The organism is Gordonia sihwensis, from assembly GCF_029632925.1.
GTDB classification, from domain to species: Bacteria; Actinomycetota; Actinomycetes; order Mycobacteriales; family Mycobacteriaceae; genus Gordonia; species Gordonia sihwensis.
On record NZ_CP121248.1, the window covers coordinates 2,706,504 to 2,731,082 of the forward strand.

The 24,579-nt window shown below is 68.7% G+C and carries 22 protein-coding genes; 8 read left to right on the forward strand and 14 right to left on the reverse strand.

The window, feature by feature from the left end; genetic code table 11:
• Positions 1–17: 17 nt before the first annotated feature.
• Positions 18–557 (reverse strand): HD domain-containing protein, encoded by a 540-nt coding sequence (locus tag P5P27_RS13040; protein WP_278124326.1) that lies wholly within the window; start codon positions 555–557, stop codon positions 18–20.
• A gap of 50 nt (positions 558–607) precedes the next feature.
• Positions 608–1,228, reverse strand: coding sequence for a TetR/AcrR family transcriptional regulator (locus P5P27_RS13045; RefSeq protein WP_278124328.1), 621 nt, complete (start codon positions 1,226–1,228; stop codon positions 608–610).
• 76 nt (positions 1,229–1,304) lie between these two features.
• On the opposite strand from P5P27_RS13045, the gene P5P27_RS13050 reads away from it, so the two are divergent.
• Positions 1,305–1,742: a PaaI family thioesterase gene (locus tag P5P27_RS13050; RefSeq protein ID WP_222111544.1), complete on the forward strand. Its 438-nt coding sequence runs from the start codon at positions 1,305–1,307 to the stop codon at positions 1,740–1,742.
• A 37-nt stretch (positions 1,743–1,779) separates the two neighbouring features.
• Here the strand turns inward: P5P27_RS13050 and hemW are convergent, their stop codons facing one another.
• On the reverse strand, positions 1,780–3,006 hold the full coding sequence (gene hemW / locus P5P27_RS13055) for a radical SAM family heme chaperone HemW (RefSeq protein WP_411815558.1): 1,227 nt from the start codon (positions 3,004–3,006) through the stop codon (positions 1,780–1,782).
• A 315-nt stretch (positions 3,007–3,321) separates the two neighbouring features.
• Here hemW and P5P27_RS13060 point away from each other — a divergent pair, with 315 nt between their 5' ends.
• The 5 genes from P5P27_RS13060 to P5P27_RS13080 are packed head-to-tail and all read left to right on the forward strand — an operon-like array spanning position 3,322 to position 8,787.
• The gene (locus tag P5P27_RS13060) at positions 3,322–5,043 is read left to right on the forward strand and encodes a nitrite/sulfite reductase (RefSeq protein WP_045539104.1); all 1,722 of its coding nucleotides are present in this window, start codon (positions 3,322–3,324) and stop codon (positions 5,041–5,043) included.
• A gap of 10 nt (positions 5,044–5,053) precedes the next feature.
• A complete protein-coding gene (locus P5P27_RS13065; protein WP_278124331.1) occupies positions 5,054–5,782 on the forward strand; it encodes a phosphoadenylyl-sulfate reductase in 729 nt (242 codons plus the stop codon).
• Positions 5,779–6,753, forward strand: coding sequence for a sulfate adenylyltransferase subunit CysD (cysD, locus tag P5P27_RS13070; protein WP_372452511.1), 975 nt, complete (start codon positions 5,779–5,781; stop codon positions 6,751–6,753). The genes P5P27_RS13065 and cysD overlap by 4 nt, the downstream gene beginning before the upstream one ends.
• Positions 6,753–8,054 (forward strand): sulfate adenylyltransferase subunit 1, encoded by a 1,302-nt coding sequence (locus P5P27_RS13075; RefSeq protein WP_006897630.1) that lies wholly within the window; start codon positions 6,753–6,755, stop codon positions 8,052–8,054. The genes cysD and P5P27_RS13075 overlap by 1 nt, the downstream gene beginning before the upstream one ends.
• Before the next feature lie 13 nt (positions 8,055–8,067).
• Positions 8,068–8,787 carry a sirohydrochlorin chelatase gene (locus P5P27_RS13080; RefSeq protein ID WP_278124335.1) on the forward strand — a complete coding sequence of 240 codons (720 nt, stop codon included), beginning with the start codon at positions 8,068–8,070 and terminating at the stop codon, positions 8,785–8,787.
• Between the two features lie 726 nt (positions 8,788–9,513).
• Here P5P27_RS13080 and P5P27_RS13085 read toward each other — a convergent pair.
• The 8 genes from P5P27_RS13085 to lepA all read right to left on the reverse strand — a co-directional run bounded on the left by P5P27_RS13085 (position 9,514) and on the right by lepA (position 19,509).
• The gene (locus P5P27_RS13085; protein ID WP_278124336.1) at positions 9,514–11,142 is read right to left on the reverse strand and encodes an AMP-binding protein; all 1,629 of its coding nucleotides are present in this window, start codon (positions 11,140–11,142) and stop codon (positions 9,514–9,516) included.
• 143 nt (positions 11,143–11,285) lie between these two features.
• Complete coding sequence (locus P5P27_RS13090) at positions 11,286–12,281, reverse strand: sulfate/molybdate ABC transporter ATP-binding protein (protein ID WP_006897627.1); 996 nt, start codon at positions 12,279–12,281, stop codon at positions 11,286–11,288.
• A 1-nt stretch (position 12,282) separates the two neighbouring features.
• On the reverse strand, positions 12,283–13,194 hold the full coding sequence (gene cysW, locus P5P27_RS13095; RefSeq protein ID WP_062367881.1) for a sulfate ABC transporter permease subunit CysW: 912 nt from the start codon (positions 13,192–13,194) through the stop codon (positions 12,283–12,285).
• Complete coding sequence (gene cysT, locus P5P27_RS13100) at positions 13,191–14,033, reverse strand: sulfate ABC transporter permease subunit CysT (protein WP_006897625.1); 843 nt, start codon at positions 14,031–14,033, stop codon at positions 13,191–13,193. The genes cysW and cysT overlap by 4 nt, the downstream gene beginning before the upstream one ends.
• Positions 14,030–15,097 (reverse strand): sulfate ABC transporter substrate-binding protein, encoded by a 1,068-nt coding sequence (locus tag P5P27_RS13105; RefSeq protein ID WP_045539110.1) that lies wholly within the window; start codon positions 15,095–15,097, stop codon positions 14,030–14,032. The genes cysT and P5P27_RS13105 overlap by 4 nt, the downstream gene beginning before the upstream one ends.
• A gap of 168 nt (positions 15,098–15,265) precedes the next feature.
• Positions 15,266–15,466 (reverse strand): hypothetical protein, encoded by a 201-nt coding sequence (locus P5P27_RS13110; RefSeq protein ID WP_006897623.1) that lies wholly within the window; start codon positions 15,464–15,466, stop codon positions 15,266–15,268.
• A 114-nt stretch (positions 15,467–15,580) separates the two neighbouring features.
• Positions 15,581–17,620, reverse strand: coding sequence for a M3 family metallopeptidase (locus tag P5P27_RS13115; protein ID WP_278124340.1), 2,040 nt, complete (start codon positions 17,618–17,620; stop codon positions 15,581–15,583).
• The gene (gene lepA, locus P5P27_RS13120) at positions 17,620–19,509 is read right to left on the reverse strand and encodes a translation elongation factor 4 (protein ID WP_039867867.1); all 1,890 of its coding nucleotides are present in this window, start codon (positions 19,507–19,509) and stop codon (positions 17,620–17,622) included. Before lepA ends, P5P27_RS13115 begins: the two co-directional genes overlap by 1 nt.
• Positions 19,510–19,647: 138 nt before the next feature.
• Between lepA and P5P27_RS13125 the strand changes: the two genes are divergently transcribed.
• On the forward strand, positions 19,648–20,316 hold the full coding sequence (locus P5P27_RS13125; protein ID WP_278124342.1) for an alpha/beta hydrolase family protein: 669 nt from the start codon (positions 19,648–19,650) through the stop codon (positions 20,314–20,316).
• Positions 20,317–20,394: 78 nt separating this feature from the next.
• Here the strand turns inward: P5P27_RS13125 and P5P27_RS13130 are convergent, their stop codons facing one another.
• Positions 20,395–21,492, reverse strand: a complete 1,098-nt coding sequence (locus tag P5P27_RS13130) for a sulfotransferase family protein (RefSeq protein WP_278124344.1) — start codon at positions 21,490–21,492, stop codon at positions 20,395–20,397.
• Between the two features lie 202 nt (positions 21,493–21,694).
• Between P5P27_RS13130 and rpsT the strand changes: the two genes are divergently transcribed.
• The gene (rpsT, locus tag P5P27_RS13135) at positions 21,695–21,955 is read left to right on the forward strand and encodes a 30S ribosomal protein S20 (RefSeq protein WP_006897618.1); all 261 of its coding nucleotides are present in this window, start codon (positions 21,695–21,697) and stop codon (positions 21,953–21,955) included.
• Between the two features lie 170 nt (positions 21,956–22,125).
• Here the strand turns inward: rpsT and holA are convergent, their stop codons facing one another.
• Both holA and P5P27_RS13145 read right to left on the reverse strand, forming a co-directional pair.
• Complete coding sequence (gene holA, locus P5P27_RS13140; RefSeq protein ID WP_082084083.1) at positions 22,126–23,067, reverse strand: DNA polymerase III subunit delta; 942 nt, start codon at positions 23,065–23,067, stop codon at positions 22,126–22,128.
• Complete coding sequence (locus P5P27_RS13145) at positions 22,955–24,577, reverse strand: ComEC/Rec2 family competence protein (protein WP_278124346.1); 1,623 nt, start codon at positions 24,575–24,577, stop codon at positions 22,955–22,957. The genes holA and P5P27_RS13145 overlap by 113 nt, the downstream gene beginning before the upstream one ends.
• Positions 24,578–24,579: the final 2 nt, after the last annotated feature.

Sequence of the window (24,579 nt, forward strand, 5' to 3'; positions counted from 1 at the left end):
ACCGGCGACCGGATCGGTCAACGCGCGAGCGGGTTCAATGCCATCGGAACGCGCGCGCCGGCGCGCCACAGCACTGCCGCGCTCGAGTGCGGTCGCAGTCTCGCCTCGGTTCTCATCGCAGTCGTGAACACCTCGCCGAACCCGGCGCGCGGATGCGCGCTCTCGGTGGCCGTGACGAGCCCTCCGTCGACCTCCCTCAGCCGGTATCCGACGACGTCGAGTTCGACCGCCGAGTGCAGGCATCGCGCGACCGGCTCCGCCGGAACGGCCGGGTGGAAGTGTCCGGCGATCGCCGCGCGCACCACCTCGGCCTGCGCCTGGCCTCGGTGTGCCGCGACGAGTCGGGCCGCATGATCGGCGCCGAGCGCGGCGAAACAGCCGTAGTCGGGGTGATCGGGCGCACCGAGCGCCAGATCGTGCAGCATCGTCGCCGTCCACAACTGCTCGGCATCGACGTCCAGGCCGTCGACCTCGGCGAACGCGATCGCCCACTGCCAGCATCGGAGGCTGTGCTGATGCACCGGGCCGGAGAGTTCGTCGGCTGCACGCTCAGCCACCTCGCGAGCGAACCGGGAGTCGGGCGGCGGGGTCAGGTGTTCGCCCGCCCTCATCGCGCGCCGATCCGGTGCGCGCCGTCGACGCGGTCGGCCAGCTCACCGCGGATCGACGCGAGCAAGGCGTCGAACTCGGCCGAGTCGGTGAACCCCTGTGCACGCAGGGAGATCATGCCATTCGCCGTACCCCACAGCCGCAGCGCCTCGAGTCTCGCCGCGCGGGGCGGCAGGGCCGACGCTCCGACCGCGTGCTCGACGAGCCCGCCGAGCAGCCCGCGGATCATCGCCCGCGCCTGGTCGACGAGCTCGGAATCGTCCGGACCGACGTCGACCAGTCCCAGCGCCCGGAAGGCCAGCGGGTTGTCGGCGTGGAAGAGCAGGTACTCGTCGAAGACGGCGAGTTCCACGGCCTCTTCCGCGGAAGCGATCGCCGCCTCCATCCGCTCCACGTGGTCGCGGGCGATTCGGCATGCCAGCGCCACATACACGTCGGCTTTGCCGCCCGGGAAGTTCGAGTAGATAGAGCTCAGCGCCACGTCGGCCGCGTGGGCGAGTTGGTCGACGGACGTGCGGCGGAACCCCTGGTCGGCGAAGAGTTCTGCGGCTGCGTCGAGCACCGCGTCATGTGTTCGGCGGCGTCGCTTGTCGGACGGCGGGGTCAAGGGAACTGTCATATCAATAACGTAGTAACACTACGATTTCGTAGTCAAATTATGGTTTCATAGTAATACTACGAAAAGGAGCATTCAGATGACGACCACCGCCGACCGACAGCCGGCCACCGGCTCGGACGCCATGCGCGCGTTCTTCCCCACATCACCGTTCATCGACACACTCGGCGTCGAGTTGATCGACATCGGCGAGGGCACCGCACACCTGCGCCTCCCGTTCGCCGAGTCCAACACCACGGTCGGGCCGATGGTCCACGGCGGAGCCATCGGAGCATGCGTGGATCTGGGCATCATGGCGGCCGCATGGGCGGGTGACGACCCGGTACCCGAGAAGCTGCGCGGGGTCACCGTCAGCATGTCCGTCAACTTCATCGCACCCGCCATGAACGACGACATCGAGATCGTCGCGACCCGGCTTCGCAAGGGCCGGAGACTCAACCATTGCGCGGTCGAGATCCGGACCCGGGCCGACGACGGGCTCGTCGCGACGGGCAGCGGGGTCTACCAGACGGGATGACCGCCCTTCTCAGCCGCGACCGCACGGCCGAGGTCCGCTACTGCGCGACGAGGATGTCGCGGACCACGCCGTCGGCGAGCAGGCGTCCGCGATCGGTCAGCACATAGGCGCCCGCGACCGTCCGCAGCAGCGCCTGGGCCACCGCGGCGTCGGCTCGAATCCGTTCCGCGCCCGAGAGCACGTTCACGTCGAGCCCCTGGTGCATGCGCAGACGCAGCATCACCGCCTCGGTGTGCCGGTCGTCCGCGGTGAGGATCTCGTGGCCGCCGATCGGGAGCGAGCCGGAGGCCAGCGACGCCGAATAGGTGGCCGGATGCTTCTGATTCCACCAGCGCACCCCGTCCACATGCGAGTGCGCACCCGGGCCGATCCCCCACCAGTCGTCGCTGCGCCAATACGCCTCGTTGTGGCGGCACACCGAATCCGGGTCGGGCGACGCATCCGGGCGAGCGCGCGCCCAGTTCGACACCTCGTACCAGGCCATTCCCGCGGCGCGCAGACGCGAGTCGATCATCTCGTAGCGCGCCGCGAGCACATCGTCGTCGGGCATGGGGATCTCCCCGCGGCGCACCTTGCGGGCGAACCGCGTTCCGTCCTCCACGATCAGCGCGTAGGCCGAGACGTGGTCGACGGGGACCGACAGGACGGCGTCGAGCGAGGCGTCGAGATCCTCGTCGCGCTCACCCGGTGTCCCGTAGATCAGATCCAGATTGAGGTGCTCGAAGCCCGCCGCCGCGGCCTCGCGCGCGGCGTCGAGGGCACGGCCGGGCGTGTGCGTGCGTTCGAGTACCGCGAGTACGTGCCGCGCGGCCGACTGCATCCCGAGCGAGACGCGGGTGAACCCCGCGGCCCGCAGCCCTTCGAAGAACTCCGGCGACGTCGACTCCGGATTCGACTCCGTCGTCACCTCGGCGCCGGGCGCGAGGACGAACGAGTCGCGCACGGCCCCCAGCAGGTCGGCGAGCCCGTCGGCGCCGAGCAGCGACGGGGTGCCGCCGCCGACGAACACGGTGCCGACGCGCCGGCCCGGGGCCAGGAGCGCGGCGGCCTGATCGAGTTCGGCGCGCACCCCCTCCATCCAGCTCTGCGGGGACGACGACGAACCGAGTTCACCGGCCGTATACGTGTTGAAATCGCAGTATCCGCAGCGCGTGGCGCAGAACGGCACGTGGAGGTAGAGGCTCAGCGGCCGACTGGGGTCGGCGGTCGCCACTGTGGTGCGTGCCTGTGCGGAGAGTGCCTCCGGAGCACGTCGGTCAATCACCTATCCATCATGACTCACGCCGTGTCAAGGATATTAATCTCACGCTGAGGAAAAATAACCCCAAGTAGACTGACCTCGTCGGACGTGGCACTATGGCAGTCGTGACTTCCTCAGGAGTGTGGCTCGCCGAACGGCGGCACATCGATCTCAAGCGCGTCTGCAGCGCTTTCTGTCGGCACTAGCCGACGTCTCGGCCTTTCGAGAAGTCCCGACCCGCCAGCCCATCGCGGGTCTCTGAGGATGCCGATCTTCGTCACATTCTTATTTCAGCCCAATCGTCGTGCCGTGCTGTGCGCTGCACGCTCAGGAGAACTGATGACGCTCACGTCCCCCACCACCGCGGAGCCGACGGAGACGCCCACCGAGGCGCCCCGCAAGCGCGCGCGTCCCACCAAGCGCCGATCCGAAGGCCAGTGGGCCCTCGGCTATCGCACCCCGCTCAACGCGAACGAGCAGAGCAAGCGCGACGACAACCCGCTCAATGTGCGGCGTCGCATCATCGACAGCTACCAGTACGTCGGCTTCGACGGCATCGACAAGGCCGACCTGCGGGGCCGTTTCCGCTGGATGGGCCTCTACACCCAGCGGGCCGAAGGATTCGACGGAACGTACTCGGGCGAAGCCCACATCGACGAGATCGAGGCGCCGTACTTCATGATGCGGGTCCGCACCGACGGCGGACAGCTGAACCTGGCGCAGGTGCGCACGCTGGCGTCGATCTCTCGCGACTTCGCCCGCGGTACCGCCGACGTCACCGACCGCCAGAACCTGCAATACCACTGGATCGAGATCGAGAACGTCCCGGAGATCTGGCGCCGGCTCGAAGAGGTCGGCCTGGAGACCACCGAGGCCTGCGGCGACTGCCCGCGCGGCATGCTCGGCTCTCCCCTGGCAGGGCTCTCCACCGACGAGGTCCTCGACGCCAGTCCGGCCCTCGCCGAGATCAAGCGCCGCTACATCGGCAACCCCGAGTACTCGAACCTGCCGCGCAAGTTCAAGACCGCCGTCTCGGGTCTGCAGGACGTGGTGCACGAGATCAACGACGTCTCGTTCGTCGGCGTCGAGCACCCCGAACACGGCCCCGGACTGGACCTCTGGGTCGGCGGCGGGCTCTCGACCAACCCGATGCTGGCCAAGCGGCTCGGTGTCTGGGTGCCGCTCGACGAGGTCCCCGACGTCTGGGAGGGCGTAGTCGCGATCTTCCGCGACTACGGCTACCGGCGCCTGCGTTCCAAGGCCCGGCTGAAGTTCCTGATGAAGGACTGGGGGCCGGAGAAGTTCCGCCAGGTCCTCGAAGACGAGTACCTGCACCGCAAGCTCATCGACGGCCCGGCGCCGACTCCGCCGAAGCAGCCGATCGACCACGTCGGCGTCACCAAGCAGAAGAACGGCCTGTACGCGGTCGGGTTCTCCGCCGTCTCCGGCCGACTGTCGGACGACGTGCTGTACGCGATCGCCGATGCCGCGGAGAAGGCAGGCAGCGACAGCGTCCGCTTCACGCCGTACCAGAAGCTGGTCGTGGTGAACGTCCCCGAGGACCGGATCGCCCAACTCGACGCGGACCTGACCGCCGTCGGCCTGCAGTCGAAGCCGTCGGTGTGGCGCCGGAACCTGATCGCGTGCACCGGTCTGGAGTACTGCAAGCTCTCGTTCACCGAGACCCGCAGCCGGTCGCAGGCTCTGGTTCCGGAGTTGGAGAAGCGTCTGGCCGAACTCAACGAGCAGCTCGACGTGCCGATCACCATCAACTTCAACGGCTGCCCCAACTCCTGCGCCCGCGTGCAGGTCGCCGACATCGGCCTCAAGGGTCAGCTGATCGACGACGACGGCACCCCGGTGGAGGGCTTCCAGGTGCATCTCGGCGGAAGCCTGGGCTTCGACAGCGGCTTCGGCCGAAAGCTGCGCCAGCACAAGATCTACGCCAGTGAGGCCACCGAGTACATCGAACGTCTCGTCCGCAATTTCATCGCAGGCCGCAACCCCGGCGAACGCTTCGCCGAATGGGCGGTCCGCGCCGACGACGCCGAACTGCAGTGAGGGAAAGACGATGACCGTCACCACAGATGATCTGGACGAACTGAAGGCGATCGCGGAGGCCGGTGCCGAGCAGCTCGGACCCGACGCCACCGCCGAGGAACTGCTGCGCTGGACCGCCGAGACCTTCGGCCCGCACTTCGTCATCGCGGCGAACATGCAGGACGCCGTACTGATCGACGTCGCCGACAAGGCGATCGAGGACAAGGAGGCCATCGGCGGCAGGCTCAAGGCGCTGTTCCTCGACACCGGCTACCACTTCGCCGAGACCCTCGGCACCCGGGACGCCGTCGAGCAGGTCTACGACCTCGAACTGCTCAACATCACGCCCGAGCAGACGGTGCAGGAGCAGGACGAGCTGGTCGGCAGAAATCTGTTCGCCACCGACGCGGCCGAATGCTGCCGGCTGCGCAAGGTGGTCCCGCTGCGCGGTGCCCTGGCACCCTTCCGCGCATGGGTCACCGGTATCCGCCGCGTGGAGGCGCCCACCCGCGCCAACGCACCGTTGATCTCCTTCGACGAGGGCTTCGGCCTGGTCAAGATCAATCCGCTCGCCGCATGGAGCGACGAGCAGTTCCAGGACTACATCGACAGCCACGGCGTCCTGGTGAATCCGCTGGTCGACGAGGGCTATCCCTCGATCGGGTGCGAACCGTGCACCGTCAAACCAGCCGCCGGAGCCGATCCGCGCAGCGGCCGTTGGGCCGGCAGCGCCAAGACAGAATGCGGGTTGCACGCATGAGCATCATCGAATCGACAGACGTCCAGTCCGCCGTCGCGGACCGTGACGAACACCGTCCTGAGCGAGCGCAGCGAGACGAGGGATTCACCACGCTCGACGCCCTCGAGTCCGAGGCCATCCACATCTTCCGCGAGGTGGCGGGCGAGTTCGAGCGGCCGGTGATCCTGTTCTCCGGCGGCAAGGACTCGACGTTGCTGCTGCACCTGGCGCTCAAGGCCTTCTGGCCCGCGCCGCTGCCGTTCTCGCTGCTGCACGTGGACACCGGCCACAACCTGCCGGAGATCATCGAGTTCCGCGACGAGATCGTCGAACGTCACGGCCTGCGCCTGCACGTCGCGAGCGTCGAGGAGTATCTGGCCGACGGTCGTCTCACCGAGCGGCCGGACGGCATCCGCAACCCGCTGCAGACCATCCCGCTGCTGGACGGCATCAGCGAGAACCGCTTCGACGCCGTGTTCGGCGGCGCCCGGCGCGACGAAGAGCGGGCCCGCGCGAAGGAACGCATCTTCTCGCTGCGCAACGCCTTCGGCCAGTGGGACCCGAAGCGTCAGCGTCCCGAACTGTGGAACCTCTACAACGGCAGGCACGCTCCGGGCGAGCACGTGCGCGTGTTCCCGCTGAGCAACTGGACCGAGCTGGACGTGTGGCGTTACATCGCCCGCGAGCAGGTGCTGCTGGCGCCGCTGTACTACGCGCATGAGCGCGAGGTGTACCAGCGCGACGGCATGTGGATGACCGCCGGGCCGTGGGGAGGACCGCGCGAGGACGAGACCGTCGAGACCCGGATGGTGCGCTACCGCACCGTCGGCGACGGCTCCACCACCGGTGCGGTGCTGTCCGAGGCCACCGACAACGAAGCCGTTCTGGCCGAGGTCGCCGCATCGCGGCTGACCGAACGCGGAGCCACCCGCGGCGACGACCGCGTCTCCGAGGCCGCCATGGAAGACCGCAAGCGCGAAGGATATTTCTGATGAAGCACTCCCCCGACCTTCTGCGCATCGCCACGGCCGGTTCCGTGGACGACGGCAAGTCGACCCTCGTCGGCCGCCTGCTGTACGACACCAAGTCGGTGCTCGCCGACCAGATCGACGCCGTCACCAAGGCCTCGGTGGACCGCGGCATGGACACCCCGGACCTGTCGCTCCTGGTCGACGGCCTGCGCGCCGAGCGCGAGCAGGGCATCACCATCGACGTCGCGTACCGCTACTTCGCGACCCCCGCCCGGTCGTTCGTCCTCGCCGACACCCCCGGCCACGTGCAGTACACGCGCAACACCGTCTCCGGCGCATCTACCGCGCAGCTGGTGATCCTGCTGGTCGACGCCCGCAGCGGCGTCGTCGCCCAGACGCGTCGGCACGCCGCCGTGATGGCCCTGCTCGGCGTTCCGCGGCTGGTGCTCGCTGTCAACAAGATCGACCTCGTGGAGAACGCCGCCGAGGTGTTCGCCGAGATCTCGGCCGAGTTCAACCAGATCACCGCGTCGCTCGGCTACTCGCCCGAGCAGGTCCAGGAGATCCCGGTCTCGGCGCTCCACGGCGACAATGTCGCGATCCGCTCGGAGAACACGCCGTACTACGACGGCCCGACTCTCATCGAGCATCTGGAGACGGTGCCGAACGAGCTCGACCGCGGGCAGGTCGGACTCCGGTTCCCCGTGCAGTACGTGATCCGGCCGCGCACCCCCGAGTACCCGGATTACCGCGGCTACGCCGGTCTGGTGGCCGCGGGAAGCGTGTCGGTCGGCGACGAGATCGTCGTCCAGCCGTCCGGTCTGCGCTCGACGATCGCGAAGATCGATACCCCCGACGGCGAGCTGGACACGGCGCACGCCGGCCGGAGCGTCACGCTGCTGTTGACCGACGACATCGACATCTCGCGCGGCGATCTGATCGCCTCGGCGGCCGATGCGCCGGAGCCCGCGCAGCAGTTCACCACCACGGTGTGCTGGCTGTCGGAGAAGCCGCTGCGTGCCGGTGCCCGCCTCCTGTTGAAGCACGGCGCCAAGACCACGCAGGTGATCGTCGGCGGCCTCGACGCGCTCTTCGACGAGCAGAACCTCGCCCTGGTCGAGGCACCGGAGTCGATCGAGCTGAACCAGATCGGACGGGTCTCGCTGATGACCGCCGAGCCGATCCCGGCCGACGACTACTCGCGCAGCCGCGAGTCGGGCAGCTTCCTGTTGATCGATCCGCAGGGCGGCAACACCCTCGGTGCCGGCCTGGTCGGCGACGCGCTGGCGGCGCTCGAGCTGCCGTCGCCGGCCTTGGCGTGACCGCCCGGTCCGGATGACCACGCTCGTTCTCGCCGCGCACGGCAGTCGTGATCCGCGCTTCGGCGTCACCGCGCGCCGGGTGGCCGATGCGGTCCGCATCGCGCTGCCCGGCGTGACGGTGGAGCTGGCATACCTCGACCTGACCGCTCCGCTGCTCACCGATGTTCTCGGGTCCGTGCCCGGCGAAGTGGTGGTCGTTCCGTTGCTGTTCGGCGACGGCTATCACAGCAAGGTGGATCTGCCCGCGCTAATCGACGCGGCCCACGCCGCGAATCCCGCCGCGACCATCGTCCAGACTCCGGTCGTGGGCCGGTACTCCCCGGTTCCGGCGCTGGTCGAGCGGCTGTCGGAGGCCGGTGCCGGCCCTCGCGACGGCGTGCTGATGCTCGCCGTCGGATCGTCGGACGCCGGCAGCGATGCGTCGGTGATCGGACGAGGCCGCGAACTCTCCGCAGCGCTCGGCCGGCCGGTACGCACGCTCTTCGCCACCCGTCTGGGCAGTGACGGCGCCGCCGTCCGGGAGACGGTCGACGCACTCCTGGCCGACGGCGCCGACCGCGTCGCGGTCAGTCCGTTGTTCCTGTCGGCGGGCCTGTTGACCGATCGGGTGGAGCGGTATCTCGACGCGATGGACGTACCGATGGTCGTGGCCGGTCCTGTCGCCGACCACCCGTGTCTGGTCGACGCAGTCGCTCGCCTGTACACAGCCGCCGCGGTCGTCGTCGCGAGCTGACTCCCGAGTTCGCTTCCTCCGGGCCCCGGGAGTCTCGACACGCACGCTCACTGCGTTCGCGCGCTGCTCGACAACCCTGCAGATCCAGCCCAAGGCAACCCTGCCAGACCTAGCCCGAGGCAACCCTGACAGACCCAACCCCAGGCCCGTCGAGTCGCGAGGACGAAGTGACGAGCGTATCGAGACATACGCGCGTCTCGACACGCGCACTCACTACGTTCGCGCGCTGCTCGACAACCCTGCGAGGCCCGAGGCCACCCTGCGAGACCCAGCCCAGCCCCAGGCCCGTCGAGTCGCGAGGAACGAAGTGACGAAGCGTATCGAGACATGCGCACACGTCTCGACACGCACACTCACTACGTTCGCGCGCTGCTCGACAACCCTGCCAGACCCAGCCCCAGGCCCGTCGAGTCGCGAGGAACGAAGTGACGAAGCGTATCGAGACATGCGCACACGTCTCGACACGCACACTCACTGCGTTCGCGCGCTGCTCGACAACCCTGCCAGACCCAGCCCGAGGCCCGTCGAGTCGCGAGGAACGAAGTGACGAGCGTACCGAGACATACGCGCGTCTCGACACGCACACTCACTGCGTTCGCGCGCTGCTCGACAAGCCTGTGAGGCCCAAGGCCCGTCGAGTCGCGAGGAACGAAGTGACGAAGCGTATCGAGACATACGCACACGTCTCGACACGCACACGCGCGCTGCTCGACCACCCTCAAACGGTCAGCCTTGGATGCGCATGGTCGAGTCGCCCCAGGCGGCGTCGCGGAGTTCGTTCTTGCGGATCTTGCCGGTCGACGTCTTCGGCAGATCGTCGACGAACTCCACCTCGCGCGGAGCCTTGTAGCCCGCGATCCGGCTCTTCACGTGTGCGATCACCTCGGCCTCGGTGAGCTGTTCGCCCGGCTTGCGCACCGCGTAGGCCTTCGGGCGCTCGCCCCACTTGTCGTCCGGCACGCCGACCACCGCGACATCGACGATCGCGGGATGGCTCACCACCGCCTGCTCCACCTCGATGGTCGAGATGTTCTCACCGCCGGAGATGATGACGTCCTTGGCCCGGTCGAGGAGCTGCACGTAGCCGTCGGGATGCATCACGCCGAGATCGCCCGAGTGGAACCAGCCTCCGGCGAAGGCCTCGGCGGTACGCTCCGGATCCTCGAAGTACCCCTTCATCACCACATTGCCGCGCATCACGATCTCGCCCATCATCACACCGTCGGGCTCCACGTCCACCAGGGTCCCGTCCTCGGCGGGCTCCGAGAGAACGACGCGGAGCCGATCGGCGGTGATCATCCCGACGCCCTGCCGTGCCATGCGCACGGCCAGTTCCTCGCCCGACAGCGACGACCAGCTCGCGCTGGGCTCGCACACCGAGTACGGGCCGTAGGTCTCGGTGAGACCGTAGACGTGCACGAGCTCGATCCCCAGATTGCGGATCGCGCGAATGATCGTGGGGCTCGGCGGCGCCCCCGCGGTCGCAATGGTCAGGGGCCGGTCCATCCGGTGGGCCTCGCCCGCGGTGGCGAGCGTGGTCAGCACCGTCGGCGCGCCACTCATCTGGGTCACCAGTTCGGTGTCGATGAGACGCCACATGTCGTCGCCGCGAACCGCACGCAGGCACACGTGCGTGCCCGCGACCGCCGTCACCGACCAGGGGCCGCACCAGCCGTTGCAGTGGAACATCGGCAGGGTCCACAGGTAGCGGGTGTCGATGCCGAATCCCTGGGTGAGCACGTTGCCCAGCGAGGCCAGGTACGCACCGCGATGGGTGTACATCACGCCCTTGGGCTCGCCGGTGGTGCCCGAGGTGTAGTTGATGCTGATCAGCGAGTTCTCGTCGTCGACCTCCCACGGGATCGGGCTGTCGGAGCCGCGTGCCGTCAGCTCGTCGTACCGCAGATCGCCCGCACCGGTGTACTCGCCGTCGACGCTCGGGGTCTCGACCACCTCGCGCACGGTCTCGAATTCCACGCCCGCGAGCGCCTCGAGGAACGGCGCGTCGCCGACCAGCAGACGTGCTCCCGAGTGATTGCAGATGTAGCGGACCTCGGCGGGCGCGAGACGGGTGTTGACCGCCACCAGCACGCCGCCGGCGAGCGGCACTGCGAAGTGCGCGACCAGCATCTCCAGCGAATTGGTCGCCAGATACGCCACTCGGTCGCCCTCTCCGATCCCGGAGGCACGCAGGGCTTGGGCCAGACGGGTCACCTCAGCCGCCAGCTCGCGGTACGTGCGTCGCCGACCGCCGTCGACGGCCGCCTCCTTGTCCGGATGCACCTCGACGGCACGGTCGAGGAATCGCAGGGGCGTCAGCGGGCTGTCGAGTCCGGATCGGGCGGGAAGCGTCATGGTGTGACCCCTTCGGGGAGTGGTGGTGCAGTGTGACCCGACCACCATAGTCCAATGACACTCAGTGCCACCATAGGTCCGAAGTCTTTGCGCCGAACGGTCGAACCCCTGCGATCTACGGCACTTCGTGCCGTACCGAATCCCTAGTCGGCCGAGAGTTGCGGAACTTTCGTGGCGCGCGCGAAGATGTCCTCGCCGGCCACCAGACGCAGGGCGTTCTGGTCACCGCGCGTGATCTGCGCGACGAACTCCTCGCCCGACGCTGCCGAGACCAGTTCCACGCGGGTCTCGAAGCCGAGATTCACCACGCGCTTCACCCGCGCCTTGATCACGCCGGTGTCCAGCGCGGTCTCGGCGGGCGGATAGACCATCTCGGCCGAGCGGCCGAGCCGGATGTCGTGAGGACGCACCAGTTCGCCGTTCAACCGCGAAATCGATCCGAGGAACGACGCGACGAAGACGTTGTCCGGCCGGTCGTACAGATCGTCGGGCTTGCCGACCTGCTCGATGCGCCCCTTGTTCAGCACCGCGATCCGGTCGGAGACGTCGAGCGCCTCCTGCTGGTCGTGTGTCACGAGGACCGTCGTCACGTGCACTTCATCGTGCAGCTGACGCAGCCATTTGCGCAGGTCCTCACGCACTTTGGCGTCGAGGGCGCCGAAGGGCTCGTCGAGCAGGAGCACCTGCGGATCAACGGCCAGAGCGCGGGCCAACGCCATCCGCTGACGCTGACCGCCCGAGAGCTGAGCCGGATAGCGCTTCTGAAAGACGGTGAGTCCGACGATGTCGAGCAGCTCGTCGACCTTCGCCTTGATCTCGTGCTTGGGCCGCTTGCGGATCTTCAGGCCGAAGGCGATGTTGTCGCGGACGGTGAGGTGCTTGAACGCGGCGTAGTGCTGGAAGACGAACCCGATGTCGCGCTGCTGCGGCGACGCACCCGAGACGTCGACGCCGTTGATCCGTACCGTTCCCGAATCGAGCCGATCCAGACCCGCGATGGCGCGCAGGAGCGTCGACTTGCCCGATCCCGACGGGCCGAGCAGGGAGGTCAGGGATCCCTCCGGGATGTCGATGGAGACGTCGTCGAGGGCCGCGAAGTCGCCGTAGCGCTTGTTGGCGCCGATCACCGAGATGGACATGTCAGTTGTTCTCCTCGCCCGCGCCGACGGCCGTCGGCGCGTGGGCAGCCTCGTGTTCGTTCCGGTCCGCGGACACGGCCTTCATCGTCTCCGCGCTCGCATCCGCGAGCTTGCCCTTGGCCCGGCGCTCGATGAGCGTCATCACGACCAGGACGAGAATGGCGACCATCATGAGCAGGGTCGCCGCGGCGTACGCCCCGTACTCGTTGTAGTCGTCGGTGTACCTCGAGTTCACCAGCAGCGTCAGCGTCTGCGAGACTCCCGGGAAGTTCGACGACACCATCGTGACCGCGCCGAACTCGCCGAGCGCGCGGGCGATCGTCAGGACCACACCGTAGGTGAGACCCCATCGGACGGCGGGCAGTGTGATCCGGCTGAACGTCTGCCAGCCGGTGGCGCCGAGCGTCGCGGCGGCCTCCTCCTGCTCGGTGCCGATCTCGCGCAGCACCGGCTCCACCTCGCGGACGACGAAGGGCAGGGTGACGAAGATCGTGGCGAGCACCATGCCCGGGATCCCGAAGATGACGCGGAATCCGAGCGACTCGATGCCGCCGAACCAGCCCTCGGCGCCCCACAGGGCGATCAGCGCCACGCCGACCACCACCGGCGACACCGCGAACGGCAGATCGACCACCGCCTGCAGCACTCCCTTGCCCCGGAACCGGCCGCGCGCGAGGGCGAGAGCGGTCAGGACTCCGAAGATCACGTTGAGCGGCACCACGATCGCCACGATGAGCAATGTGAGCTGGAGCGCCGAGATGGCCGCCGGCGTGGTGATCCACTCCCAGAACTGCCCCAGCCCGTGCTCGAACGATCGCCAGAAGATCAGTCCGACGGGTACGACGAGCAGCACCGTCAGGTACAGCAGTGCGATGGATCGCAGCGTCAATCTGGTGAGACGAGAGACGATCATTCCGAGCCCTCCCGGCGGGTCTGGATCTTGGCCACGACACGCAGCAGGAACAGGACGACGAAGGCGATGACCAGCAACGCCACGGACACTGCGGCCGCGTTCACCGGCTCGTCGACCTCGATCTGCTGCTGGATGTACTGCGAAGCGACCTGCGTCTTGCCCGGGATGTTGCCGCCGATCAGAACCACCGAACCGAACTCGCCGATCGCGCGGGTGAACGCCAGTCCGGCACCGCTGAGGATCGCGGGCAGCAGCGCGGGCAGCACGATTCGCGACCAGATCACCCGATTGCCGGCGCCCAGGACCGCGGCCGCCTCCTCCACCGAGGTGTCGAGTTCCATCAGGACCGGCTGCACCTGCCGGACGACGAAGGGCAGCGTCACGAAGGTCAGCGCGAGGACGACGCCCGGCTGGGTGGCCGCCAGGTGGATGTCGAAGGGACTGTTGGGCCCGTAGAGGGCGAGCAGCACCAGGCTGGCGACGATGGTGGGCAGCGCGAAGGGCAGGTCGATGATGGCGTTGACGACACCCTTGCCCGGGAACTCGTCACGCACCAGCACCCAGGCGATCACGGTGCCGAACAGCACGTTGACGACGCCGACGATCAGCGACACCACAACGGTGATGCCCAGCGCCTGCAGCGCCGCCGGATCGGTGATGCCGTCCCAGAATCCGCCCGCGCCGTCGTCGAAGGCCTGAGCGGCGATCGCGGCGAGCGGAAGCAGCACGATGATGCTGAGCCACAGCCCGGTTATCCCGAGCGAGAGCGGTCCGTCGGGCCGCCATCCGCGGCGCGGCGCGAAGTCCTGGGTCTCGTGAGAGACGCGCTCGGTGGTCACCGTCCGGCCTCCCGCGCGTAGATCTCACTGATCTCGCCGCCGTTGCCGAACAACTGCTTGTCGACCTTCTTCCAGCCGCCGAGATCGGCGACGGTCCACTCCTTGCGGATGTCTCCGGGGAACAGGTGGGCGGTCTGCCGCGCGACGTCCGGATCCACCGGCCGGAACCCCGCCTCGGCCCACAGCTTCTGGCCCGGGGTCGAGAACAGGTACCTGACGAAGGCCCGCGCGGCGGCCGGATCGGTGCTCGTGTTGACCACCGCGACCGGATTCTCGATCTTGAAGGTGACCGAGGGCACGATGTAGTCGATGCGGTCGGCCGGCGGCGAACTCGCATTCTTGCGGGACAGCATGATCGCCTCGTTCTCATAGCTGATGAGGACGTCGCCCTGCCCCTGCTGGAAGGCCGAGGTGGCCTCGCGTCCGGACTTCGGCAGCACCTTCACGTGATCGCGGACCAAGGCGCTGACGTAGTCCAGCCCGGCCTGGGGGTTCCGGCCGCCGTCGCTCTTGGCCGCGTACGGAGCGAGCAGGTTCCACTTCGCGGACCCGGAACTGCCCGGGTTCGGCGTCACCACTTCGATGCCTGGCCGCAGGAGATCGTCCCACGTATGGATGTTCTTGGGGTTGCCCTGGCGGACGACGAGCGCGACCACCGACCCGAAGGGAATCGAATCGTTCGGCGCCTGCTGCTGCCAGTCCTCATCGACGACACCGGCGTCGACCAGCCGGGTGATGTCGGGCTCCACGGAGAAGTTGACCACGTCGGCCGGCAGACCGCGGGCCACCTTCCGCGACTGATCGCCGGACGCGCCGTACGACTGGGAGAAGCCGACGTCGTGACCTTCCGGCGTCGCGCGGAAACCGGGAATCACCATGTCGAAGCCGACCTTGGGGGTCGCGTAGGCCACCAGGTTGAGATGCCTGCTTCCCGAGGAGATGTCGATGCCATCGGGACGGTCGGTGGATCCGCCGCCGCACCCGGCCAGCGCGGCGACGAGTGCCAGCGCGACCGTCACGCATGCCGCCTTGAGTGCTGCGCGCTGAAGAGTTCCCGTGCTCACCCGAAGAACCTAACCACCGCGCCGGGCCGCTCTCAACGCCGCGATTCGTGTCTCCGCGAGGGTGGTGACGCGGCGTCGAGGTTGTGCTAGCGGAGGATCAGCCAGGCGAGCAACACGAGAACGAGCAGTGCCACCAGAGCAATCGTGACCTTGGAACGAAACATCGCGTCAGATACCCAATCCGTGATCGTCGTCGGCCTCCGCGCGGCCGAGCTTCGAGAAGAGTCGTCCGACCAGGTAGTTCACCCCGGACGCGACGAGCGTGGCCAACGGCACCAGCACCACGGCGGTGACGATGAGCTGCGGGACGAAGGGCAGACCGGTGAGCCACTCCTCGACCCCGTCCCACCAGGACAGAACGCCGTTCACCGCTCGATCACCTCATCTGCACTCGCACTCGCGCGGTTTCGCCCACACTGATTTGAAACCCTACTCGCCGGGTGCCTGCGACGGGGGTCACGCCACTGCCCCGGCACCGCCGCGCTACGCGAGCCCACGGCGGAGCAGCAGCGGTTCGATCCGGGCGCTGTGGCCGATCATGGCGGCATGCGCGGCGACCGGATCGACGCTGTCGCCGCGCGACAGCACCGCCTCGGCGAACGCCGCTCCCAGTTCCGGTCTGAGACCGCCGCCCGCCAGGAACCACTGCTCGGTCTCGGCGTCGAGGATCTCCGACCAGATGTACGAGTAGTACGCCGACGAGTAACCGCCGCCGAAGACGTGGTTGAAGTACGTGCTGCGGTACCGGGGCGGAATCAGGTCGGCGGCCAGCCCGGCATCGGAGAGTGCGCGGCGTTCGAACTCCAGCACGTCGTCGGGGATCGCGTCCTCGGCGAGCCGGTGCCATGCGAGGTCGAGCGCGGCGGCGGCGAGGTACTCGACGGTGGAGTGCGCCGATTCGGTTCCGGTCGCGCCGCGGACGGCGTCGATGAGCTCGGCCGGCGCGGGTTCACCGGTGAGGTGGTGCCGCGCGTAGCCTGCCACCACCTCCGGGTGCAGCGCCCACATCTCATTGACCTGCGACGGGAATTCAACGAAGTCCCGCGGCACGCTGGTTCCGGACTGCGAGACGTAGTCGACCGCCGACAGCAACCCGTGGATCGCATGTCCGAACTCGTGGAACAGCGTCGTGAGTTGGTCGAGGGAGAGCAGACACGGACGGCCCGGCTCGGGACGGGTGAGGTTCAGGACGTTGACCACGATCGGCGCCGTGCCGAGTTGCCGGGACTGGTCGACGATGTTGTTCATCCAGGCGCCGCCCCGCTTGGACGGCCGGGCGAAGTAGTCGCCGAGGAACAGCCCGATCCCGGTGCCGTTGCGGCTCACCTCCCACACCCGGACGTCGGGATGGTAGCCGGCGAGGTCGTCGCGCTCGGCGAAGCTCAACCCGTAGAGGCGTCCGGCCGCGGCGAAGACCCCGTCGGTGATGACGGTGTCCAGCTCGCAGTAGTCCGCGAAGCCGTCGATGTCGATCGACTCGGCAGAGCCGGCGGCACGGGCCCGCTGATCGGCGGCGAGCCAGTAGGTCACATCGGCCGCACCGAGCGGACCGCCGGCGAGTGCGGCCAGGCGCGCGAGCTCATCGTCGGCGGCCTTCATCGCCGCGGCGCCGAGCCGAGCCAGGAGATCGGCGACAGACTGCGGCGACGGTGCCGTCTCTTCGGCGATCACGTACTCGGCGTGGTTCGCGTAGCCGAGCAGGGCCGCGCGCCGAGCGCGCAGCCAGACGATCTCGAGGATCGACTCCCGGGTGTCGTGGGCGTTGCCGCGGGCACACCGGACCGCGGAGGCGTCGAAGACGCGGCGACGCGCGGCGGGGTCGGTGAGCTTGGCGACCGTCGCCTGACTGGTCGGGAGTTCGAGGGCCACCAGGTAGCCGTCTCGACCGGCGTCGGCCGCAGCGCGTGCAGCCGCGGCGATCTCCGAGGGCGACAGCCCGTCGAGGTCCGCGGCGTCCTCGAAGTGCACGGCCGAATCGTTGGTGTCGTCGAGCAGGTGCTGGCCGAAGTCGGTGGTCAGCGTCGCCAGTCGGGCGGAGATCTCCCGCATCTGTTCCTGCCCCGCCTCGTCGAGGGCCGCGCCGGACCGGATCGCGTCGCGATACCGCTGCTCCAGCAGGCGCGTCTGCGCCTCGTCGAGGTCGAGTTCGGCGCGACGCTCGTACAGCTCGGCGATGCGCGCGAAGAGCGCGGGGTTCAGCGCGATCGCGTTGGCGTGCTCAGTGAGGCGCACCGCGAGGACCTGCGCGATCTTCGCGCGCTGCGGATTGCTGTCGGGCCCCTCGAGATTGAAGAAGATCCCGTTCACCCGGGCCAGCGACCGTCCCGACGCCTCCAGCGCGGCCACCGTGTTGTCGAAGGTCGGGGCCTGCGTCGAGTCCGCGATCGCCTCCACCTCGGCGCGATGCTCGGCGAGCGCGATGTCGTACGCGGGCAGGAAGTCGTCGTCGGAGATCGACGCGAAATCCGGAAGCCCATACGGCAGCGGCGAGTCGGCGAGAACCGGCGACGTCGTGGCCGCCACTACTTACCCTTCGGCTTATCGCCGAGTTCGTCGGTGGACAGCGCGGCGACGAAGGCCTCCTGCGGAACCTCGACCCGCCCGATCGTCTTCATCCGCTTCTTGCCCTCCTTCTGCTTCTCGAGCAGTTTGCGCTTGCGGCTGATGTCGCCGCCGTAGCACTTGGCCAGCACGTCCTTGCGGATCGCGCGGATGTTCTCGCGGGCGATGACCTTCGACCCGATGGCGGCCTGAATCGGCACCTCGAACTGCTGGCGCGGGATCAGGTCCTTGAGCTTGAGCGCCATCCGGTTGCCGTAGGAGTACGCCGAGTCCTTGTGGACGATCGCGCTGAACGCGTCGACGGCTTCGCCCTGCAGCAGGATGTCGACCTTCACCAGATCGGCCTGCGCCTCTCCCGACTCCTCGTAGTCGAGGCTGGCGTAACCGCGGGTGCGCGACTTGAGCGAGTCGAAGAAGTCGAAGATGATCTCCGCCATCGGCATCGTGTAGCGCAGTTCGACGCGGGTCTCCGACAGGTAGTCCATGCCGCCGAGCTCGCCGCGGCGCGACTGGCACAGCTCCATGATCGCGCCGATGAACTCACTGGGCGCGATCACCGTGGTCTTGACCATCGGCTCGAAGATCTGGCTGGTCTTGCCGGTGGGCCAGTCGGACGGATTGGTCACGATGTGCTCGGTGCCGTCGTCCATCACCACGCGGTACACCACATTGGGCGCGGTGGAGATCAGGTTGAGGTCGAACTCCCGCTCCAGCCGCTCGCGGGTGATCTCCATATGCAGCAGGCCGAGGAAGCCGCAGCGGAAACCGAAGCCGAGCGCCACCGACGTCTCGGGCTCGTACGTCAGGGCCGCATCGTTGAGCTGGAGCTTCTCGAGTGCCTCGCGCAGGACCGGGTAGTCGGACCCGTCGACGGGATACAGACCCGAGTAGACCATCGGACGCGGCTCGCGGTAACCGGTGAGCGGCTCGTCGGCGCCGTTGCGAGCGGTGGTGACGGTGTCACCGACCTTCGACTGCCGGACGTCCTTGACGCCGGTGATCAGATAACCCACCTCGCCGACGCCGAGACCCGCGCTGGCCTTCGGCTCCGGCGAGACGATGCCGACTTCGAGCAGCTCGTGCGTCGCGCCGGTCGACATCATCGCGATCTTCTCGCGCGGGACGATGCGTCCGTCCACCACGCGGACGTACGTGACCACACCGCGGTAGGTGTCGTACACCGAGTCGAAGATCATCGCCCGGGCCGGCGCATCGGGGTCGCCGACCGGGGCGGGGATCAGACGGACCGCCTCGTCGAGCAGTTCCGGCACGCCCACGCCGGTCTTGCCGGAGACGCGGAGCACCTCCTCGGGTTCGCAGCCGACGATGTGTGCGATCTCCGCCGCGTAGCGGTCGGGGTCGGCCGCGGGCAGGTCGATCTTGTTGAGCACCGGGATGATGGTGAGGTCGTTCTCCATCGCCAGGTACAGGTTCGCCAGCGTCTGCGCCTCGATCCCCTGGGCGGCGTCCACCAGCAGGATCGCACCCTCGCACGCTTCGAGCGCGCGGGAGACCTCGTAGGTGAAGTCGACGTGACCGGGGGTGTCGATGAGGTGCAGCACGTACTCCTCGTCGCCCACCTTCCACGGCAGCCGGACGTTCTGCGCCTTGATGGTGATGCCGCGCTCGCGCTCGATGTCCATGCGGTCGAGGTACTGCGCGCGCATCTGCCGTTCCTCGACGACGCCCGTCAGCTGCAGCATCCGATCGGCGAGGGTGGACTTGCCGTGGTCGATGTGCGCGATGATGCAGAAGTTGCGGATCTTTGCGGGATCGGTGAACGTCTTGTCGGCGAAGCTGGGAATCTCACTCACTCCTTGCGCGGCGGGCCCGGGTGAAGCCCGGTGCAGATCACCCTCCAGTTTCGCACGACACCGGCCGGCAGTTCACCCCGCCGCCCCGCGCGAGGCGGGCCGCCGCAGGCCCGACGGCCCGCAGCGCGGCCGCACCACCGATTAGGCTCGACGCATCATGGGTACGGACAGGCGATGACTGACAACGAGTTCACGGTGGAGACGGCGACGGTCGCGGCGGACGTGACGTGCCCGGACGAACCCCGCGGACTGGTGATCCTCGCGCACGGAGCGGGCGCCGACCGCCGGGCCGCGATCCTGCGGGCGGTCGGCGGCGCCCTGGCCGCCCGAGGACTGGCGGTCGCGCGCATCGATCTGCCGTACCGGCAGGACCGGCCCAAGGGTCCGCCGTCACCGTCGAAGGCGGCCCGAGACCGCGACGGCATCCGCGAGGCGGTGGCCGAGCTGCGATCCGCGGCTCCCGGCCCGCTGATCGTCGGCGGACACTCGTACGGCGGACGTCAGGCGTCGATGGTGGCGGCCGAGGACCCGGATCTGTTCGACGGGCTGTTGCTCACTTCGTACCCACTGCATCCGCCCGGGAAACCCGACCGCATGCGGACCGACCATCTCCCCGCGATCACCGCGCCGACGCTGATCGTGCACGGCCGCAGCGACGCCTTCGGAACGTCGCAGGAGTTCGCCGAGGCGATAGACCTGTTCGGCGGTCCGGTGCGAGTGCTCGAAGTGGAGCGGGCCGATCACAGCCTCAAACCCGACCGGAGCGGCGTCGCCGACCTGACGGCCGATGCGGTCGACGCATGGCTCCTGCCCGCGGCCGCCGAGCGCGCGGAACGACGATGAGCAGCGCACCGCGGCACCCGGCCCGCTGCCGTCGACCGGACGTTCCCAATGCGCCGGCGAAGTCCGCTTCCTGACCCGTCAGCGCATCAGCCGGCGCCGCACCCGCCGCACGAGATCAGCCGCGCGCGTGGTCAACGCGGGACTGCGGTCGGGCACCGGACCGGTCTTCGCCCACAGTGCGATCACATCGAGCGCGGCCTCGACGATGTCGCCGTCGGTGACAGCGGCGGACTCGTCCCCCGCGGTGGCGGTCACTCGAAGGTCCTGAACTGTTCCGGCGACCGGATGTCCGCGCCGGACGAGTTCGGCGACCATCTCCTCCGACTTCCTCGCGGCCCAGGCCGCCTGCGGCCCGGTCAGCCCCTCAGGCCGGCCGTCGCGCGTCGCGAACAGGTAGTCGCCGATCAGAACGCCTTTGACGAGACGCTCGTACCGGCGCCATTCGATGTCCTCGGGCTGCAGCCGGCCGTTGAGCCTGCGCAGCAGTTCGGTCTGCGTCGCCGACAGTGACTTGTTGCTGCTGGGCACCTCCGCGGGCAGGTCGGCCGGATCCATGCCGAGCGCGCGGACGAAGCGCTCCCACAGACCGTCGCCGTCGCTCGCGGTTCCGGGCGCCGGAACGGTGACGATGTGAACGCGTTCGGGACCGACCACCTCCGACCAGTCCGCAGTGATCCGCCGGTAGTCCTGGAACTCCCAGAACGGTTCCTGATCGGGGCCGGCGTGGTCGTCGGAGATCGACTCGACGAACTCGTCGAGCGTCGCCTGTCGCTGATTCTTGACGTTCTCCTGCCAGACCGATGGGACCTGTCTGGCCAGATCGCGCACCGTGAGCACGGCGTGCACCTCGTCTGCGAAGCTCAGGTCGGCCACCAGGCGCCGGATGTGCTCCGGACCGGCGTTGGCGAACAGCTCGTGCGAGACGAGGGACGAGCCGCGCCAGGCCCGCATCTGTGCGACCATCGACGGCCACACGCCGGCGTGTGCGGGATCGGCCCAGTCGAGGTAGCGCTCGGGCTGCAGGTGGGCCGCGGCGTGGAAGTGGTCGTCGATCCGGTTGCCCGGATAGAGCAGCCCGGCCCGGGCGAGGGCGTGGTCGCGGTTGCGCCACAGCCGATCCTGAACGTGCGTGGTTCCGGTCTTCGGCAGACCTACGTGGACATAGACGACTGACATAGTGCTTCCACTGTAGGCAGCGGTGCGGACCGCCGGATGACGCTCGCACCTCGGGTGCGGGCGATTTTGGCGCTTCCTGCGACGCTGGTATCGTTGACCGCTGTTGCGATGGACGCTGGCCGATGACCGGACCGCTCTGTCGCCGATGGGTACAAACGACAGTCGGCCGAGGGCCGCACAGGACGCCAGAAGAGGACATCGCGTGGCTAATATCAAGTCTCAGATCAAGCGGAACAAGACCAACGAGAAGGCACGTCAGCGCAACCAGTCGATCAAGTCGGCCCTGCGTACCGCCATCCGCAACTTCCGCGAGACGGTCGCCTCGGGCGACAAGGACAAGGCCGCCGAGCTGCTCGTCACGACCAGCCGTCAGCTGGACAAGGCTGCGTCGAAGGGCGTCATCCACAAGAACCAGGCCGCCAACAAGAAGTCGGCCATGGCTCTCGCGGTCAACAAGCTCTGACGCCGGGCGGCCTTCGGGCCGCTCCGCTTCGTTCTGCTGAGCGAGGCCACAACAGAATCACACTTTCGCAAACACCTCGATGACGGGCCACGGAGTCATCGAGGTGTTTGTCGTCGCACGCTTCCGGGTCCCGATCTCGCGCGACGGTGGCCGACGCGGAGACACACCGCCTATCGCCGGCGCGGACGCAGACGCGCCACAGTGGCGACCGCGTGCTCCAATGCGTAATCGGGATCGGCGGCCTGTCCCTTGACGGCACCGTTGAGGTCGGCGACCACGAGCACCGCCTCGCCGATCGACGCCGAATCCCAGGCTCGAGCCTGGGTCTGGATCTTCCCGACCCGGCCGGGCGACATCCCGAGCTCCGAGGCGAGGGAGTACTTGTCGCCGCCGCCCATCGACCGGACCCGCGCGATGGCGTGCACCGCCTCCGCGAGCGCGTCCGCGAGCAGAACACGCGCGGTGCCGTGGTGTTCGGCCCAGGCGAGCGATTCGAGCGCGCCGGCGAGGTCACCGGTCACGGCCTTGTCCGCGACCTCGAAGCCCGTCACCTCGGGACGCCCGGTGTAGTAGAGCCGAACGGCGGCGGCGTCGACCTTGTTGCCGGTGTCGGCGACCAACTGGTGGCAGGCGGCCGAGAGCTCCCGCAGATCCGACCCCACCATTTCGGTGACCAGTTCCACCACCTCGGCGCTGACCCGGGCGCCGAGCGCGCGGAACTCCGCGCGCACGAAGTCCATCCGCTCCGACGGCCACTTGGGCGCCGCGCACGCGAACTCCTGGGCCCCGGCCTTCTTCAGTTCACCCACCATCGACTTCTGCCTGCCGCCGCCGGTGTGCACCACCATCAGCGTGATGCCCTCGGGCAGCGCCTTGGCGGACGCGGTGATGAGCGCCGCGGGCTCCTTGCCCGCATCCGCGGCGGACTGCACCACGACGATGCGTTCCTCGGCGAACAGCGACGGACTCAACAGTTCAGCCAACTCCGGCGCGGTGACTTCACCGGCGCGGACGCGGGTGACCGGTACGTCGACCCCCGCCTCGCGACTGCGCTCGGCCGAGACCTTCGAGATGACGCGCCCGGTCAGGAAGTCGTCGTCTCCGAGTAGCAAGTACAGCCGATCGCTCACATCGAACATGGTGCCAGACACCCCGGACACGACCGCGGCTGCGCCACCCCAGCACGCCGGCCGCGCCGAGGACCAGCACCGTGACCGCGGTCGGTCCCGGCACGGTCAGCGTGGACCACCGCGGCCCTCCCAGCCAGTCGGCGACCGCGATCAACCACCTCGTCGGCGGACCCGCGGCGCGCACCAGCAGTTCGGCGAGAACGGTGGTCGGTCCGTAGCGCGGTCCGAGCCCGCCGATCACCGCCGCCGCCGTGCCCAGCAGTCCGGCGATGCCCACGACCGGCACCGCCAGCAGATTCGCCGGAACCGACAGGAGGTTCACCGTGTCGGTGACGGCGATCAGCAACGGCGTGGTGAGCACCTGTGCGGCGAGGGTCATCGACAACAGCGTCGCCGGCGCTTCGGGGACCCCGCGACGCACGAGCGCCGAGCGGATCGGCACCGACCACAGCACCAGCCCGAGCGTCGCGACCACCGACAGCGCGAACCCGGGAGCGAGCGCCATCTGAGGCCACAGCAGGGTCACCACGATCACCGCCGTCCCGAGAGCGGGGAGCGCCTGAGCCCGTCGCGAGCCCAGACCCGCAGCCAGGCCCACCGACCCCATCACCGCCGCTCGCAGCACACTGTCGGTGGGGCGGACCAGGATCACGAAACCGATGATCGCGAGGCCGCCCAGTATCGCCACCGTGCGCTCGGACGCTCCGCACGACCGGACGCCGAGAATCACGGCGCCGCACACGAGCGCGAAATTGCTGCCGGAGACAGCAATGAGATGTGCCAGACCGGCGGCCCGGAAGTCGGCGGCCGTGCGTTCGTCGAGTCCGCTCACATCGCCGAGGACGAGTCCCGGCAGCAATCCCGCCGACCGCTCGGGCAAGGCCCGCAGCGACACATCTCGCAACCGCTCCCGGACGGTACCGGCAGCGCGCTGCCACCACGGCGGTCCCCGCAGCCCGGTCATCGGACCGGTCGCGGTCAACTGCGCGGCCTGCAACCGGTCGGCCGCACGGTCACGCGGTGGCCGGACGCGGACTCGTACGCGGTACCGCTCGCCGGGCAGCACATCCGGGCCGTCCACCGGCGCGGTCAGCTGTGCCGCGACCGGTCGCTGGCGGAGGCCGCTCAGCGCACGGACGGTGACCGGAACGCGCATGCGTCCGCCGGTGAGGAACACCGGGTCGCCGGTGGTCTCCACCTCGACGGTCGGCTTGCCCTCAGCGGTTCGGATCGGTGCGGAGTCGACGGCGATCACTCGCAGGACGACGGCCAGCGCGGACGCCGCGATCAATCCGCACGCCGCTGCGGCCGAGACGCCGATCGCGCGACGCAGGCCCGCGTTCCGCCTGCTCCACACCGCTGTGGCGATTCCGGCAGCCCCGAATCCGGCGCTTATCGACACGCTCACCGCGACCGGCGCCGCGAGCGCCGTCGCCGCGGCCGCCCAGCATCCCGCGGCCGGTGCCGCGAGCCGCAGGTCGGACGTGCGCACCT

What these genes read in the sequence shown, in the direction of transcription:
- P5P27_RS13045 (WP_278124328.1), bottom strand. Translation starts at nt 1,228, where the DNA reads ATGACAGTTCCCTTGACCCCGCCGTCCGACAAGCGACGCCGCCGAACA.
- P5P27_RS13050 (WP_222111544.1), top strand. Translation starts at nt 1,305, where the DNA reads ATGACGACCACCGCCGACCGACAGCCGGCCACCGGCTCGGACGCCATG.
- P5P27_RS13060 (WP_045539104.1), top strand. Translation starts at nt 3,322, where the DNA reads ATGACGCTCACGTCCCCCACCACCGCGGAGCCGACGGAGACGCCCACC.
- P5P27_RS13065 (WP_278124331.1), top strand. Translation starts at nt 5,054, where the DNA reads ATGACCGTCACCACAGATGATCTGGACGAACTGAAGGCGATCGCGGAG.
- cysD (WP_372452511.1), top strand. Translation starts at nt 5,779, where the DNA reads ATGAGCATCATCGAATCGACAGACGTCCAGTCCGCCGTCGCGGACCGT.
- P5P27_RS13075 (WP_006897630.1), top strand. Translation starts at nt 6,753, where the DNA reads ATGAAGCACTCCCCCGACCTTCTGCGCATCGCCACGGCCGGTTCCGTG.
- P5P27_RS13080 (WP_278124335.1), top strand. Translation starts at nt 8,068, where the DNA reads ATGACCACGCTCGTTCTCGCCGCGCACGGCAGTCGTGATCCGCGCTTC.
- P5P27_RS13085 (WP_278124336.1), bottom strand. Translation starts at nt 11,142, where the DNA reads ATGACGCTTCCCGCCCGATCCGGACTCGACAGCCCGCTGACGCCCCTG.
- P5P27_RS13090 (WP_006897627.1), bottom strand. Translation starts at nt 12,281, where the DNA reads ATGTCCATCTCGGTGATCGGCGCCAACAAGCGCTACGGCGACTTCGCG.
- cysW (WP_062367881.1), bottom strand. Translation starts at nt 13,194, where the DNA reads ATGATCGTCTCTCGTCTCACCAGATTGACGCTGCGATCCATCGCACTG.
- P5P27_RS13125 (WP_278124342.1), top strand. Translation starts at nt 19,648, where the DNA reads ATGACTGACAACGAGTTCACGGTGGAGACGGCGACGGTCGCGGCGGAC.
- P5P27_RS13130 (WP_278124344.1), bottom strand. Translation starts at nt 21,492, where the DNA reads ATGTCAGTCGTCTATGTCCACGTAGGTCTGCCGAAGACCGGAACCACG.